This window comes from Streptosporangium sp. NPDC050855 (assembly GCF_044456585.1).
GTDB classification, from domain to species: Bacteria; Actinomycetota; Actinomycetes; order Streptosporangiales; family Streptosporangiaceae; genus Streptosporangium; species Streptosporangium longisporum.
In genome coordinates, this window is sequence record NZ_JBITFY010000022.1 from 87493 (window position 1) to 102029 (window position 14537).

Sequence of the window (14537 nt, forward strand, 5' to 3'; positions counted from 1 at the left end):
CTCATCCGGCCTGGGGGACGCCGCTCTCCTCGCGTGCCGGTGCGGCCGGGACGGCCGCTCGCCTCCCCGGCATGCCGAGGGCGATGAGCATGCCGGCGAACGCGTACGCGGCGACCGTGATCATCGCCGCGGTGAAGCCCGCGCTGAACTCCCCGGCCGACCCGTACCCCCCGGTGCCCGCGAAGACCGCGACCGTGACCGCGACGCCGAACACCCCGCCCAGGATCCGCAGCATCATGAACGCGCCGGACGCCTGGCCGATCTCCCGGGGGCTCACCGCCCCGACCACCGCCTTCTGCGCCGCGGGCATGGCCATGGTCAGCCCGGCCCCGCCGATGACCAGCGCGGGCAGCAGTTCGAGATAGCCGGTGTCGGTGTCGGCGACCAGGGCGATCCAGCCCATGCCGACGGTCTGCAGCAGCAGCCCGCCGACCACGAGGTTCCGCTCGCCCACCCTGTCGGTCAGCCTGCCGGCGATCGGCGCGCACACCATCAGCGTCGCGGTCCACGGCATCAGCCGCAGACCCGCGCCGAGCGGCCCCTCCCCCAGGACGGTCTGGAAGTACTGCGCGAGGAAGAACAGCGTGCCGTACAGCGAGGCGAACACGAGGAAGTTCGCCGGGTTGGCCGTGGCGAACGCCCTGGCCCGGAAGAAGCGCATCGGCAGCATCGGCGCCTTCGCGCGCCGCTCCCAGAGCACGAAGGCGATCACCAGCGCGACCCCGAGCACCAGCGCGCCCACCACCTCCGCGCTCCCCCAGCCCGCCGCGTTCCCGCGGACCAGGCCCCAGACGACGCCGAACGCGCCCAGGGTCACCAGCACGACCCCCGGCAGGTCGAAGCGGACGTTCGGGCCGGTGCTCTCGTCGACGCGCCGCAGCACGAGCGCGATCGCGACCACCCCGACCGGCAGGTTCAGCCAGAAGATCCACTGCCAGGCCAGCCCTTCGGCGATGAGGCCGCCGATGAACGGGCCGCCGAACGTGGCCAGGCCGGTGAGGCCCAGGTACAGCCCCATGGCCCTGCCCCGCCGTTCCGGCGGGAAGATCGCGCCGATCAGGGTGAGCGACAGCGGCAGCACCGTCGCCGCACCGGCCCCCTGCAGCGTCCGGGCCGCGATCAGGGTGCCGATGTCCGGGGAGAGCGCGCAGGCCACCGACGCGACGGTGAACACCGCCAGCCCGGTGACGAACGTGCGGCGGCGGCCGAACCGGTCGCCCAGCGCCGATCCGGTCAGCAGCAGCACCGCGAACGTCAGGTTGTACGCGTTGACCGTCCACTCCAGCGACTCGATCGACGCCGCCAGGTCCTTGCGGATCGTGCTCAGCGCCGTCGTCACGACCAGGCTGTCCAGCGCCATCATGAACGACGCCAGCGACGCGAGCCCCAGCACCCACGCCTGCTTGGAGGTCATCCGTCCCCCGCCTGTACCCACGGTCTCTCCCCCTGCTCGAATGTCTTGAATGTCGTTAATGCCATGAATGTCGCGGGTCGTAGGTGGACGCCCGGGCGGACGACGCCCGCCGGAGTCCCCGCGGCCCCGCCCGCCCCGGGCGCGGCTCCCCGCCCGCGCCGCTCCCCGGGCGCGCCGCCGGCGCCCGCGCCGGATCCCCGTCCCGTACGCGGCCGGTCAGTCGCGCAGCGACCGGGGGAGCCCGAACGCCGCCAGGAGCGAGTTGTCCAGGAACCGCGTCAGCGCGGCGATCCGGTCACCGGCGAGGGTCAGGACGAACACCCCGTGCGCGTGCAGGATCGGCGTCCCGGGGTCGCGCCGGTAGCAGCCGAACGCCGGTTGCCCGTTCGCCCGCGTCGGGATCATCACGTGCCGGCGACCGGCGCGCAGCGCGATCGTGGCCAGGAAGTTCCCGATCGCGTCCGGGCCCCGGTACTCCAGCGGCAGCGGAGGCATGCTCAGCGACGCGTCGTCGGTCAGCATGGCCACGATCGCGCCGACGTCCCCGGCCTCGAACGCGCGGCTGAAATCGTTCGTGATCCGGCGCTCCAGCGGCGAGTGCGGCAGCGGAGCGCTCTCCCGGCCGGGGCCGGGCAGTTCGTGCGCCAGCGCGCTCCGTGCCCGTCTGAGCGCGCTGGTCACCGCGTTCTCGGTGGTGTCGAGCATGCCCGCCACCTCGCCGGCCCGGAACTCCAGGACGTCGCGGAGCACCAGCACGGCACGCTGCCTGGGCGGCAGCTGCTGCAGCGCCGCCAGGAACGCCAGGGAGATCGACTCCCTGACCTCGTACCGCGCCTCCGGTCCGGGCGTGCGGTCGGCGATCTCGTCGAGCAGCACGTCCGGGTACGGCTCCAGCCAGCTCGGTTCCTCCCGGCGGTGCGACGGCTCGGGCAACGGGATCCCGGGCTGGTGGGCCGCGTACTCGTGCGGGCGGCGGGCACCGGCCCGCAGCAGGTTGAGACAGCGGTTGGTGGCGATCCGGTAGAGCCACGTCCGTACCGACGCGCGTTCCTCGTAGCCGCCGATGCCGCGCCATGCCGCCAGCAGCGTCTCCTGCAGCAGGTCCTCGGCGTCCTGCACCGAGCCGAGGATGCGGTAGCAGTGCACCTGGAGCTCACGCCGGTAGGGCTCGACGAGATCGCGGAACGCCTCACCGTCCCCTCCGCGCGCCAGCGCCAGCAGCTCGTCGGCCGGGCGCCGGGCATGGGCCGGGGAGTCGGTCCCCCCGGCCGGCGGGATCCCTCGCATGGTGGCTCCTTCTCTCCTGTGGTCCCTCTCATATGGTCGGACACCGCCGGAGACCGAAACTGGTCGGTCCGCCCGAATTTCTCCGTTTTCCCTGCTGGGCGCCACCGGGGCCCGGGTCCGGGTCTAGGGCTCGGTGCTCGGGCTCGGGCTCGGGCTCGGGCTCGAGTGCGGGTCTAGGGCTCGGTGCCCGGGTCCGGTGGGTGCCGGTGAGGTGCCGGAACGGCCCCGTGAGACCCGAGGGAGGCGTGGGGCCGGGCGGCGTGCCGCCCACACCCGCCCGGGGAGGGTTAGGGTGGCCCGGTGTCAGACACCTCGCCGCGCGACGCGCGGCTGCGCCGGTACTGGGACCGGCAGGCCGGCTCCTACGACCGGCGGATGGCGCTCGCCGAACGCCGCTTCTTCGCCGACACCCGCCCCTGGCTGTGCGGTCAGGCCACCGGCGAGACGCTGGAGGTGGCCGTCGGCACCGGCCTGAACCTCGCCCACTACCCCGGCGACGTGCGGCTCACCGGCGTGGAGTGGAGCGTCCCGATGCTGGCGGTGGCCAGGCGCCGCGCCGGCGACCTCGGCCGGGAGGCCGACCTGCGGCACGGTGACGCGCGGGCGCTGCCCTTCGGCGACGAAAGCTTCGACACGGTCGTGTGCACGTTCGCGCTGTGCGGCATTCCCGACGAGCGGGTGGCGCTCGCCGAGATGGCGCGGGTCCTGCGGCCGGGCGGGACGCTGCTCCTGGCCGATCATGTGGCGTCGTCGTCCTGGCCGGTCCGGGTGCTGCAGGGCCTGCTGGACGCGGTCAGCGTGCCGACGGCCGGGGAGCACTACCGCCGGCGGCCGATACTCGAGGTGCGCGCGATGGGATTCACCGTCGAGCGCCACGAGCGCTTCAAGGCCGGCGTCATCGAACGGTTCGCGGCCCGGAGACCCGGCCCTTCCGGCCGCTGACCGTGAGCGGCCGGGCCGCGCAGGATCAAGTGGCCGGACCGCACCGGATCGAGCGGCCGGGCGCGCCGGATCCCCTTCCATGACACCGGCGTCCCCGATGCCGGATCAGCGGGCGCCGGGCCGTGCGGCACGGCCGCCGTACCGGCTCGGAAAGACCGGTCCCGGTGATTCTCCGGCGCGTTTACGCCATTGAGCCGGCGATTACCACTGTCGCGCAGTGCACTTTTTCGTGCGCATTACTTTGTCATACGATGCCCCTGCCGTTGAGGCTCCGCACCGACGAGGCACCGCGCGTCATCCCGACGGCCGCCGGTGACAGGGGAGGCCATGGTCGCGTCACGACGGGGAATCGCTCGTCTCATGTGCGTCGCGTTGGTGGTGAGCCTGCTGGTGGCCGTCCCGGCCGAGGTCACCGCGGCCGAAGGGAGCGAAAAAGCCCCCGCGTCCGTTTCCGCCGCGACACGTCTCGACGACATGTACGAGGACATCGGCAGCGCCCGATACGTCATCGACCGTTTCTGGGAAACGCACTGGTCGGAATTCTTCCCCGGCCGTTATTCCTCCCCGCGCGTTCTCGGCACCTACGACGGGGCCCGCGGGAACGGCGCCTACGGGGACGGTGCCTATGGGGACGAAGGCTACGGGGACGAGGGCTACGAGGAGGGGTACGGGGACGGGGGGTACGGCGAGGGCTATGACGGCATGTACGGCGACGGGGTCCACGGCGGTGGCGGCTACGACACCGGGCGGGGCCGCACGCCGACGTGCCACGGATACCCGCTCCCCGACGACAACGCCCTGTACTGCTGGCCGCCCTACGACTTCGTGGCGTGGGACGTGGACCTCATGAGCATGGGATACCGGCAGGGGGACGCCTGGATCTACCTGATCGTCGCGCACGAGTGGAGCCACGCCGTCCAGGCCCGCATCCCGCAGCGGCTGGTGTCCCGGCAGATCGAGCTGCAGGCCGACTGCCTCGCCGGCGCGACGCTGTGGGGGGCCGGTGAGGACGGCACGCTCCACTTCGAGGAGGGGGACACCCGGGAGATCGCCGCCGCCCTGCGGCAGCACGCCGACGACACCCCCTGGACGGACGTGAACGACCACGGCACCGCCGCGCAGCGCCTGAGCGCCTTCAACCGGGGCGCGCTCCAGGGAGTCGGGGGCTGCCTCACCTGACGGATCCTCCCGGGCGCCCGTCACGGACGGCTTCCGGCTCCTGGCACCGCCCTCTCACCGTCACCGGTGCGGGGCTCCACGGTGAGGCCCGGGACGGGGCTCCGCCTCAGACGCGGCTTCCTCCCGGGTGTTCCGGCAGGGTGGCCGGCCGCTCCGCCCGTTCGACGTCCCCCGCGCTCAGGCAGGCCGTCCTGGCGATCTCCAGTGCCTCCACGGCCTCGACGAGGCGTCCGGTCTCCACGAGGAGGTCCGCCCACTCCCTGGCCACGGCGGCCAGATGGTCGTGGTCCGCGGGCCGGGCCCCGGGGGACCCGGCCAGCCGCCCGCGGATGGTCACCGCCTCGGCGTAGGCGTCGACGGCCTCCTCGCGGCGTCCCAGCGCGGCCAGCCGGCAGCCGAGGACGTGCAGCGCGGTGGCGAGGGTCGCCGAGCAGGCCGAGGGGTCCTCCTCGGCGAGCCGTCTGCGGATCGAGACGGCGCGGGCGCTGTGGGTCACGGCCTCCTCCAGCCGCTCCAGGGACGCGGTCCGCTGCGCCAGGGTGTGCAGCGCCATGGCAAGCTCGGGCTCGTACGCCGGGTCGCGCGCGGCGAGTTCCCGGTAGAGGTCCACCGCCTCGCGGGCGGCGTCCAGGGCCGGTTCGGGCATGCCGATCCGGCTCAGGTCGCAGGCCAGGGCGTTCAGCGAGCCCGCGAGGTGCGGAAGGTGCTCGTCGGGACGCGTCACCGCCAGCTCGCGCCGAAGGGCCACGGCCTCGCGTCCCGCGTCGACCGCTTCGTGCCTGCGGCCCAGGCGGACGTAGCGCGCCGCCACGTTCGCCAGGCACAGGGCGAGGTCGGGCAGGTACGCCTCACGGTCGTCGTGGGTGAGCCGCCGGGCGATCCGCACGGCCTCCTCGCTCGCGGTGAGCGCCCCCCAGTGGCGTTCGGCGGCGCCGAGCAGGTCGGACCTGCCGAGCGCCAGGGCGAGACGGCGTTCCCGGTCGGCTCGCCGGCCCGCGTCGTCCGGCATCGCCTCGGAGCCGGTGTCACCCGGATGCTCCGGTCCCCAGACCGGAAAGGAGTCGTGTTCCATCGGGTCCGTCCCTCTTCCTCTCACCCCACCGAACTCACCCCACCGAACTCACCGCACCGGTCCGGCGCACCGGCTCACCGCACCGGCTCACCGCACCGGCTCACCGCACCGGCTCACCGCACCGGCTCGGCGCTCCGGACTCAGCGGCCCACCTCACCGAGCCGGACGGAGCTGCGCACCGGGATCCACCGCGCCTCGGCGGCCCGCCTCCTGCCGGGACGTTCCCCGAGCAGAGCGCTCCTGCCGTCGGGGACCGTCTCGGCGGACCGCCGGTCGTCGGGCAGCACCTGCCAGACGGGGTCGCGCCGGATCAGCGGCCCGTCCCGGTCGGACCCGCCCTCGGACGACGGCGTCCAGAGCGTGCGGACACCGTGGTCGTTGACGAACCGCAGGTGGGTACCGCACCCGGGACAGCGGACGCCCGCCGGGCCGAGCTCCTCGCGCCGGACGGTGAAGTGGCCGTAGTGGTCCACCCCGCTCCCCCAGCCCAGGTCCATGTGCCGTCCCCAGTCCACCGTGGCCGCGTTCCCGCCGGTGGGGGCGCAGACCGGGCAGGGCACCCGCAGCTCGTCCCAGAACCCCGGGCCGTCCAGTTCCGGATCGTGGTGCCCGAGATGCTTGACCGTCCCGGTGACGATCCCGCCCGGCTCCTGGGGAAGACGCCGGACCCGTGGCACAGTGGTGATCGGGTCGGAGTTGTTGATGAGCCGGGCGAAGCGGTCGGCGTGGGCGTCGCTCAGGCGGGGGACGCCCAGCACGGAGCGGGCGGTCAGGTGCTCGAACCGCCGGATGGCGCCCGAGGGGCGGGCCACGTGCGCCGAGGTGATCATGGGGGGTGTGGAGCCGCGGGGCAGCAGCCAGAGCGTGGCGAGCAGCTCGCTCACCGGCCAGAAGGACGAGAAGTGGTCCGGCCCGGGAAGGACGATGACCCGGCCGGTTCCGATGATCTCGTACATCAGCCGTGCCACGCCCTCCCACATCTGCTGCCGGGTGACCACCTCGCCGGGGTAGGAGTACTCGCGGGGCGGCACCGTCCGTACGGTGACCGAGTGGGCCCGTTCGAACCCGGCCCGCCACTCCTCCGCCTCCCGCCGCATCGCGGGGTGGAAGCTGAGGAAGTAGTCCGCAGGGTGGTCGAACATCCAGTAGTGCCCCGGGGACCGGGAGGGGCCCGGGGCGGGCGGCGAGGGGACGCCCAGCACGCGGCGCAGCCGCCGCTCCAGCCACTCCGCCAGCTCCGCGTTCTCCATGGTCTCCCCGTGGACCGGGGCGTGACCGGCGCGGGTCAGCACGTTGCGGGGCAGCGGGGTACGGCTCAGCACGATGCTGCCGGGGTCGAGCTTGGCGCGCATGTCGAAGGCGGCGTAGACGTCCTCGGGGCCCTCCACCGAGCAGTCCCACACCACGAACGCCGAGGCTCGCCGGGCCGCGAGGACGGCGGCCGTGCCGGCGCCCGGGAGCGCGGCCAGCAGGCGGATCCCCAGACGCGCGCAGATCGGCCGTACCCAGGTGTCCAGCAGGTCGTGGCCGCCGTCGGTCGGCGGTACGAAGATCGTCAGGGTGGCGTTCATCGGGCCGCCCTCCCGGGGTGGGACGTGGTGCCCATCGGGTGCTCTCCCCCTCGTCGTGGCGCTCCGTGAACGGCGTTCTCCGTCACCGGCGTGCGCGGCCGGGCCGTGCGCCGGGACGGCGCGGATCCGGTCGCGGTCCGCGCTCACCCGTCCAGGTGGTTCTCCAGGAGGGTGACCAGCTCGATGACACCGTGGAAGGGCAGGGGCCGTTCCGCCTCGTCCTCCACCGTCCCGGCGAGGTGACCGCCCGCGGTCCTGTGGACGTCTATGGTCAACCGCATTCCGGCCTCCTGTCGGGGCGTCCGTCTCCCTGCGCTCTGGCAGGCGCCCACGGTAGTGGCCCCCGATCCCGGACGCGTCCGGGGAACACCCCTACGGATCACCGCGGGTACCTCGACGCCATCCGTGCGCCATCCGTGCGCCCTCCGCGCGCGCCCCGCGGACCGCCCACGGACCGATCGTGGACCGCCCGTGGACCGATCGTGCATCGCTCGTGCGCGACCCGCGCAGAGCCCGTCCGCCGTCCGTCCGCCGCCCGTCCGCCGCCCCGGCCGGTTCAGTCACCGGGCTCCGACAGCACGGCGCGCAGTTCGATCCGGTTGGTGACGTTCAGCTTGGCGTAGATGCGGTTGAGCTGGGTCTCCACGGTGCTGATGGCCACCGAGCGCCGCTCCGCGATCCGGCGGGTGGTCAGGCCCTCGCAGACCATCGCCACGACCTCGCGCTCGGCTCCGGTGAGGGTGCCGAAGGCGGCGTTGGGACCGTCCACCGAGAGCCTGAGCTCCCCGGCCGTGGCCAGCGCGAGAGCGGCGTAGGCGGCGGCACCGGTGCGGTTGAAGGCGACCAGCGCCCGTCGCAGCAGCCGTTCCGCCTCGGCGTGCCGGCCGCGGGCGTGCAGGGAGCGCGTGGCCACCAGGTCGATCCTGCCCGCCTCGATCGGCAGCCCCACCTGCCGGGCCAGGTCGCGGGCCTCCTCGCAGTCGCCGGTGGCGCGCGCGTGGTCGCCGCGGGCGGCGGCGATCTGGGCCCGCACCCTGGCGATGGTCATCAGCGCGGAACGGCGCCCGCTCGGCGCGGCCCGGTCGGCGAAGGCGGCCAGCGACTCCTCGGCCTCGTCGGGCCTGCCGAGCCGGGAGAGCGCGTCGGCGCCCACCGGCCCGAACAGGTGGGTGCCGGGCTCCAGCGAGTCGTAGTGCGCCTCGATGGTCGAGGCCGCCTCCAGCAGCCGCCGGGCGTCGTCCCGGGCCTGGGCGATCGCGGCCCGCGCGCCGGCCGCGTAGACGATGCTCACCCTGCTGTCCACGACCGGCGCCCACTCGGCGGCCTGCCGGGCGTGCTCGCGCGCGGGCTCCCACTCGCCCCGGGCCGCGCGGGGGTAGCAGGCCAGCGCGTGCAGCAGGGCGTAGTCCCAGACCCGCTCGTTCTCCTCGGCGTCGCCGACGGCGAGCCGGGTGAAGCGGACGGCGTCGTCCAGCCTGCCGCGCCGGTACTCGGCCTCGCCGAGGAAGCCGAGGGCCTGGCCGACCCGCAGCGCCTCGCCCCGGGTGGCGCGGGCGACGCCCTCCCGCAGGTCGGCGCAGGCGCCCTCCAGGTCGTCGGTCCACAGCCGGATCATCCCGCGGGCCACCAGGCCGTCCAGTCCCGCCGCCGAACCGGGCAGGTCGGCGTCGGCCAGCGAGGCGAGGGCCTCCTCGGCGCGCCCGGCCAGCGCCCAGCCCAGCGACCGGGCGAACCAGGCGAACGCCCCCACCCAGGGCTCGCGGCTGCCGGCCGCGACGGCCGCGGTGCCGTACTCGACCATCTCCGGGTACGAGATCTCGACGACGCCGATGATCGCGAGCTGGGCCGCGATGCGCGCCCGCAGGTCGGCCGGGGCGTGCGGGCTCTCCGCCCCGCTCCCGGCCGCCTCCAGCGCCCGGGCGAACAGCCGCCTGGCCTCGGCGACGCGGCCCGCGATCAGGGCCTGGTAGCCGGCGACGTAGTCGCGCCAGGGACCCGGCGGCGCGGCGAGGATCTCGCTCTCGTAGCGGCGGGCGACGGTGGCGTCCCCGGAGACCAGGAGCGTCTCGGCGGCCGTCAGCAGGCGCGCCAGCCGGTCCGGGCCCGGCGGGGTGAGCTCGGCGGCGTGCCGGGCGTAGACCGCCGCCAGGGGGAGCCTGCCCCGGGACAGGTGGGACCGGGCCTCGCGCTCGGCCAGCGCGGCGAGCTCGCCGTCCGTGCCGCCGCCGGACGCGGCGATCCCGTGCCAGAGGGCGCCGGGGCCGCCGAGCCGGGCGGCGTCACGGTGCAGGGCGCGGCGCCGCTCGACACCGGAGTCGTAGTAGATGCGGTCCCAGACGAGCAGGGTGGTGAACGCGAACTCCTGCCCGGCCGTACCGGGGATCTCCTTGATCAGCCCCGCGTCCACGGCCTCGGCGACGGGCGCGGTGACGTCGGCGACACCGGAGAGCGCGCGCAGGTCGGCCAGGCCGAACCGGCGGCCGAGCACCGCCGCCGCGCCGACGACCTCGCGGGTACGGCGGCCGCACGAGGCCAGCCGCGACACGACCGCCTGGGTCATGCCGCGGGGGGCGGGCAGCGGGCCGTTGCCGAAGTTGATCGAGTGCATCTCCACCTGGTCCAGCAGCAGGACCGCGTGCAGGACGTTGCCGTCGGTGTGCTCGTGCAGCCTCCTGGCGCCGGAGGGGGTGAGGCCGTCGTGACCGGTCGCGACGGCGAGTCTCACCAGGTCGTCGGGGCCGAGCCCGTCGACCTGGATCAGGCGTCCCTGCGCCGAGTCGAACAGGCGCGCCCAGCCCTCGTGCAGCTCCAGGCGGGGCGTGCCCGGATCGGCTCCCTCGGGGTGGGCGGCGGCCTGGTGGACGACCAGGAGCAGGACCTGGGCGGTGCGCAGGCGCCTGGCCGCCAGGCGGAGCGCGGTCATCGACTGCCGGTCGCCGCAGTGCGCGTCGTCGACGACCACGATCAGCTCTCCCGCCGCGGCCAGCTCGGCCGCGAGGGCCTGGCCGACGAAGGCCGCCTCGCCCTGGCCCGCCAGCGTCCGGGCCAGCACCGGCGTCGGCAGCTGCTCGGCGATCTGGTTCAGCACCCCCCAGGGATGGGCGGACGCCTCCTCGTCGCCGAAGGCACGCACGACCGGCACGCCGGGGACGGTGTGCAGGAAACGCTCGACCAGCTCGGTCTTGCCGATTCCCGGCACGCCGCGGACGCCCACGATCCGCGTGTCACGACGCCTCGCCGCCTGCCACGCCTCCCCGAGGAACTCCAGCTCCCGTTTCCTGCCGACGAACAGCGGAGAGGTTCTGCCGTGCAACGCAGCACTCCCTTTTCATGTTTCGCGTGTTCCTGACGGTGATTATGGGTCAGGGGTGAACGCGACCGCACCTGTTCACCGCGAAGACCTCTCACGAAAAGGGGCCGGGGAAAACGCACGTCTTCCGCGGGCGGGCGATGTCCCGGACCGGTTTTTCCGGATCCGCTTTTCCGTGCCGGCGTTTCCTCGCCACCGTTCCCGGGCCGATGTCACCGGGCGGGAGGACCGGACCGGAAAAGGACCGCCCGGCGCCCGGAGTAAACGTCCGCACATACGGCCGACCGTAAATCGGCCTTTCCCGCATCGGTTCCCGGCGGACACGAGAAAGGCACGGTCCATTCTCATGTCCGTCACGCGGCACGACCACCGCGCACACCCGCTCCCCCATCACCTCGTCCGGGTAGCCGACGACCGCCACGTCCCGGACGGCGGGATGGGTGGCGATCAGGCCCTCCAGCTCCGCCGGGGAGATGTTCACACCGCCCCTGACGATCAGGTCCCCGGTCCGGCCGGCGTAGCGCAGGAACTCCCCGTGCTCCCCGGCGATCTCGAAGACGTCACCGGTCCTGAGGTAGCCGTGCTCGTCGAAGGGGTCGGGCATCCGGTCGCCGTCCAGGTAGCCGGGGAAGACCGTCGGTCCCTTGATCCGCGGTTCCCCCGGGCGGCCGGGCTCGGTGATCTCCTCACCGGTGCCGCGGTCGACCAGCCGTACCGACACCTGCCGGGAGGTCCGGGAGCTCCAGGTACGGCCCGGCGCGCCGTACCGGGGGAAGTCTGGCCCGCTGCTCGGGGTCGGGTACGTCGTCCGGGGCGCTGAGCAGCGCGATGCCCTCGTTGGAGCCGAAGAAGTTGACGATCCCGATTCCGTGGTCGTCCTGCCAGCCCCTGACCATGGCGGGAGACAGCGGCGCCGAGCCGGACCCGACGAGCCGCAGCGAGGACAGGTCGGCCGCGGCGAGCAGCTCGGCGTCGTGCAGGAGCAGGGTCAGCAGGGCGGGCGGGGCGAGGGTGTAGGTGACGCGCTCCCCGGCGATCTGCCGCAGGAACGTCGCCAGGTCGAAGGGGTGGTGCTGGATCAGGAGGCCGCCGGTGCGCAGCCAGGGCAGGAACATGCCGCCGATCCCGGCCATGTTGACCATGGGAAAGGGGTCGAGCAGCACGTCACCCGCGACCAGGCCGTGCCGCAGCAGCACGGCCGCCAGCCGCGTGACCTCCTCGTCGAGCTCGTGCCAGGTCAGGCGGCGCGGCGTCCATCAGGTCCTGCTTGTCGGGCGGGTCCACCACGGCGAGGCGGCCGGGCGTGGCGGCCACGCGGGCGGTGAAGATCCCGTCCATGGTCTCGTCCGTCCACCAGCCCCTGGCCCGGTACTGCGCGACCCTGCGGGGCGGGTGCAGCCCGGTCACCGCGGGTCCGCCCCGGGCCGGCGGCGCGGAGCCGGGGCGGACGGCGACCGCGCGGGCGCCGGGGCCGAGGGCGGGGCGTGGGGCGGGGCGTGCGATGGGGCGTGGGCTGGGGCCGGGGGCAGCGGTGCCGGGGCCGGTCGCAGCCCGTCGACGAGCAGCGCGAGGTAGCGCCTGGGACCGGCGCCCTCCGGGTCGCCGGGATGCGCGGTGGCCAGCGCCATAACGACGACGGCGGCCAGGTCCCGCCCCTGGAGCTCCGGCCGCACGAGACCGGCGGCGGCGGCGCGGCGCAGCAGCCGGTCCATCGAGCGGACGTAACGGTGCACGCTCTCGACGTCGACCGCGTCCGTCTCGCGGGCGAGCGCGAGGATCACCCGCCGTCCGGCGAGCACCCCGACGGTGGCCTCCAGGGAGCCGACGAGGTCGCGCCACGGGTCGCCGGTCTCCACCGCGACGGCCGGTTCGATCTCGGTGGTGAGCAGGTGCGCGAAGACGGCGCGCACCAGCTGGTCGCGGGAGCGGAAACGCCGGTAGACCGTGGCGACGCCGACACCGGCGCGCCGGGCGACCTCCTCCAGCGTCACCTCCGGCCCCGCCTCCTCGAAGGCGTGCCCGGCCGCGACGACGATCCGCTCGTGGTTACGCGCGGCGTCGGAGCGCAGGCCCCGCCCTCGCGTCGCCGTCATTCGCCCACGTTAACAGCCGTGTCCGGCTCACTGCCCGGCCTCCTGGCGTGGCGGCCGGATCGCCCCCGAGGGGCAGAGCGTGACGGCCCGCCGCACGGCGGTCTCGTCCCCGGGAGCGATCTCCTCGGTCAGGACGACGACGATGCCGTCGTCGTCCTGGTCGAAGACCGCGGGCGCGGTCAGCACGCACATCCCGGCCCCGATGCAGATGTCCCGCTCGACGTCGGCCCTCATCGCGATCCCTCCCGCCTCACCAGGTGACCGGGAGCTCGCGCAGCCCGTACACGACGTGGAAGGCCTTGAACTCGATCTCCTCGTACGGCACGGCGAGCGCGAGGCCGGGGAAGCGGCGCAGCAGTGCGGGGAAGGCGATCCGCATCTCCATCCGGGCCAGCGGCGCCCCGAGGCAGTGGTGCACGCCGTGCCCGAACGCGAGGTGGCCGGGGGCTCCCCGGGTGACGTCGAGCCGTTCGGGGTCGTCGACGAAGTCCGGGTCACGGTTGGCGGCCGGGAGGGCCAGGATCAGCTGCGAGCCCTCGGGGACGGTCTGCCCGGCGATCTCCACCTCGGTCGTGGTGGTGCGCGGCACGCCGGAGTGCACGATGGACAGCCACCGCAGCAGCTCCTCCACCGCGGGTTCGACCTGCTCGGGGTCGTCGCGGACCAGGGCGAGCTGGTCGGGGTGGCGCAGCAGGGCCAGGGTGCCGAGGCCGAGCATGTTCGAGGTCGTCTCGTGCCCGGCGAGCAGCAGCAGCGAGGAGACGCCCGCCAGCTCGGCGTCGGTCAGGTCGTCGCCGTGCTCGCGCACCAGCATGCCCAGCATGTCCTCGCCCGGCTCCACCCGGGCCCGCGCGACCAGGTGGCCCATGTACTCGCGGTTCTCCAGCTGCGCGGCCGTCCGCTGTTCGAGGGGCAGCGACACGTCGAGCAGCCGGCCGGTGCGCCGCTGGAACGCCTCGCGGTCGGAGTACGGGACGCCCAGCAGCTCGCAGATCACCAGCGAGGGGACCGGAAGCGCGAAGAGCGAGACCAGGTCGGCGGGCTTCCCGGCCCGTTCGAGGTCGTCGAGGGCCGCGTCGACGATCTCGACGATGCGCGGCTCCAGCCTGCGCATCCGGCGCACGGTGAACTCGGGCGTGAGCATCCGGCGCAGCCGGGTGTGCTCGGGCGGGTCGTAGGCGAGCAGCTGCCCGGCCTGGAGCCGGGCGAGCTCCTCCTTGCTCAGGGCGTCGGGCCGCAGCACGGGCTGCGAGCCGGCGTTGCTGAACCGGGTCGCGTCCGAGAGCACCTCGCGGACGTCCTCGTACCGGCTCACCAGGTAGGCCGGTGTGCCGAAGATCGTCATGATGCGGGTGACGCCCTCGCCCTCCCGGACCCGGGCGAGCTCCTCGACCGGATCGAACCGCTCCCGCCGCATGTGCAGGGGCATCACCGGTGTCTCGGTCATCGCGCGGTCCTCCGTCGTGCCGGATCGGTTGGACGTCTTCGACGCTACCACCGAAACGAAAGCCGGCTATCACTTCCAAGAAGGATCTACCCGGCGATCGGGACGTACGGCCCACCCGGGTGTCACGGGGACGGCGTCGGCGCATGAAATTTTCAGGATCCCGGAATCGGGCGGTGCGGACATCCGGCCAGTTCGGGCCGGATGATCCGCCCCAGGATGACA

The 14537-nt window shown here is 74.1% G+C and carries 14 protein-coding genes; 2 read left to right on the top strand and 12 right to left on the bottom strand.

The features are described from left to right. Nucleotide 1 precedes the first annotated feature (1 nt). On the bottom strand, nucleotides 2-1414 hold the full coding sequence (locus ACIBCT_RS33705) for a DHA2 family efflux MFS transporter permease subunit (protein ID WP_399195631.1): 1413 nt from the start codon (nucleotides 1412-1414) through the stop codon (nucleotides 2-4). A gap of 216 nt (nucleotides 1415-1630) precedes the next feature. After that, nucleotides 1631-2701 carry a sigma-70 family RNA polymerase sigma factor gene (locus tag ACIBCT_RS33710; protein ID WP_399195633.1) on the bottom strand — a complete coding sequence of 357 codons (1071 nt, stop codon included), beginning with the start codon at nucleotides 2699-2701 and terminating at the stop codon, nucleotides 1631-1633. A 300-nt stretch (nucleotides 2702-3001) separates the two neighbouring features. On the opposite strand from ACIBCT_RS33710, the gene ACIBCT_RS33715 reads away from it, so the two are divergent. Both ACIBCT_RS33715 and ACIBCT_RS33720 read left to right on the top strand, forming a co-directional pair. Next, on the top strand, nucleotides 3002-3643 hold the full coding sequence (locus ACIBCT_RS33715; protein WP_399195635.1) for a class I SAM-dependent methyltransferase: 642 nt from the start codon (nucleotides 3002-3004) through the stop codon (nucleotides 3641-3643). A gap of 360 nt (nucleotides 3644-4003) precedes the next feature. Then, a complete protein-coding gene (locus ACIBCT_RS33720; protein ID WP_399195637.1) occupies nucleotides 4004-4822 on the top strand; it encodes a neutral zinc metallopeptidase in 819 nt (272 codons plus the stop codon). 106 nt (nucleotides 4823-4928) lie between these two features. On the opposite strand, the gene ACIBCT_RS33725 is transcribed toward ACIBCT_RS33720, so the two are convergent. The 10 genes from ACIBCT_RS33725 to ACIBCT_RS33770 form a co-directional block, all read right to left on the bottom strand. After that, nucleotides 4929-5894 carry a tetratricopeptide repeat protein gene (locus tag ACIBCT_RS33725; RefSeq protein ID WP_399195639.1) on the bottom strand — a complete coding sequence of 322 codons (966 nt, stop codon included), beginning with the start codon at nucleotides 5892-5894 and terminating at the stop codon, nucleotides 4929-4931. Between the two features lie 140 nt (nucleotides 5895-6034). Then, entirely contained in the window at nucleotides 6035-7465 is a 1431-nt protein-coding gene (locus ACIBCT_RS33730; protein WP_399195641.1) for a hypothetical protein, read from the bottom strand. 143 nt (nucleotides 7466-7608) lie between these two features. After that, the gene (locus ACIBCT_RS33735; protein ID WP_399195643.1) at nucleotides 7609-7746 is read right to left on the bottom strand and encodes a hypothetical protein; all 138 of its coding nucleotides are present in this window, start codon (nucleotides 7744-7746) and stop codon (nucleotides 7609-7611) included. 275 nt (nucleotides 7747-8021) lie between these two features. Then, nucleotides 8022-10778, bottom strand: a complete 2757-nt coding sequence (locus ACIBCT_RS33740; protein ID WP_399195644.1) for an AAA family ATPase — start codon at nucleotides 10776-10778, stop codon at nucleotides 8022-8024. A gap of 91 nt (nucleotides 10779-10869) precedes the next feature. Beyond that, nucleotides 10870-11496, bottom strand: a complete 627-nt coding sequence (locus ACIBCT_RS33745; protein ID WP_399195646.1) for a hypothetical protein — start codon at nucleotides 11494-11496, stop codon at nucleotides 10870-10872. Beyond that, entirely contained in the window at nucleotides 11462-11971 is a 510-nt protein-coding gene (locus ACIBCT_RS33750; protein ID WP_399195648.1) for an AMP-binding protein, read from the bottom strand. Before ACIBCT_RS33750 ends, ACIBCT_RS33745 begins: the two co-directional genes overlap by 35 nt. Beyond that, nucleotides 11940-12182 (bottom strand): hypothetical protein, encoded by a 243-nt coding sequence (locus ACIBCT_RS33755; protein WP_399195650.1) that lies wholly within the window; start codon nucleotides 12180-12182, stop codon nucleotides 11940-11942. The genes ACIBCT_RS33750 and ACIBCT_RS33755 overlap by 32 nt, the downstream gene beginning before the upstream one ends. Next, the gene (locus tag ACIBCT_RS33760) at nucleotides 12179-12868 is read right to left on the bottom strand and encodes a TetR/AcrR family transcriptional regulator (protein WP_399195652.1); all 690 of its coding nucleotides are present in this window, start codon (nucleotides 12866-12868) and stop codon (nucleotides 12179-12181) included. Before ACIBCT_RS33760 ends, ACIBCT_RS33755 begins: the two co-directional genes overlap by 4 nt. A gap of 27 nt (nucleotides 12869-12895) precedes the next feature. Further along, nucleotides 12896-13102, bottom strand: a complete 207-nt coding sequence (locus ACIBCT_RS33765; protein ID WP_399195654.1) for a ferredoxin — start codon at nucleotides 13100-13102, stop codon at nucleotides 12896-12898. A gap of 16 nt (nucleotides 13103-13118) precedes the next feature. Continuing rightward, nucleotides 13119-14315 carry a cytochrome P450 gene (locus tag ACIBCT_RS33770; RefSeq protein WP_399195656.1) on the bottom strand — a complete coding sequence of 399 codons (1197 nt, stop codon included), beginning with the start codon at nucleotides 14313-14315 and terminating at the stop codon, nucleotides 13119-13121. Nucleotides 14316-14537 lie beyond the last annotated feature (222 nt).